This is a genomic window from Paenibacillus sp. YAF4_2 (genome assembly GCF_052113225.1).
Classification (GTDB): Bacteria; Bacillota; Bacilli; order Paenibacillales; family Paenibacillaceae; genus Pristimantibacillus.
The window spans coordinates 1-395 of the sequence record NZ_JBFRCT010000038.1 but is presented as its reverse complement, the minus strand read 5'-3'; the positions used below and the strand labels follow the sequence as shown (position 1 = coordinate 395).

Here is a 395-nt window from a genome sequence, read left to right as displayed (position 1 = left end):
GCTTGACACTGAATTCGATAACGTGATAAGATATGCAGCGTTGTTGAAAAATAAATTGTTCTTTGAAAACTGAACAACGAGCAAAACTGCCCCGTTAGAAATAACGGAAAAAGCGATGTATTGATCTCTATCGAAGTAACTCAGTGATGAGCGACCGCGATTAGAGGTTGATCAAAACACCGATTGGAAAACTTGTTTTCCAATGCGGTATAAAAGTTTGAGCAAGTCAAACAACCATTTCATGGAGAGTTTGATCCTGGCTCAGGACGAACGCTGGCGGCGTGCCTAATACATGCAAGTCGAGCGGATCTTTTCCTTCGGGGAAAGATTAGCGGCGGACGGGTGAGTAACACGTGGGTAACCTGCCCATAAGACTGGGATCATAAGACTGGGAT

Annotated in this window: 1 rRNA gene; it reads left to right on the top strand. The window is 44.3% G+C overall.

From position 1 onward, the window contains the following. Positions 1-238: 238 nt before the first annotated feature. Positions 239-395, top strand: a 16S ribosomal RNA gene (locus AB4Y93_RS28910); the annotation flags it as partial.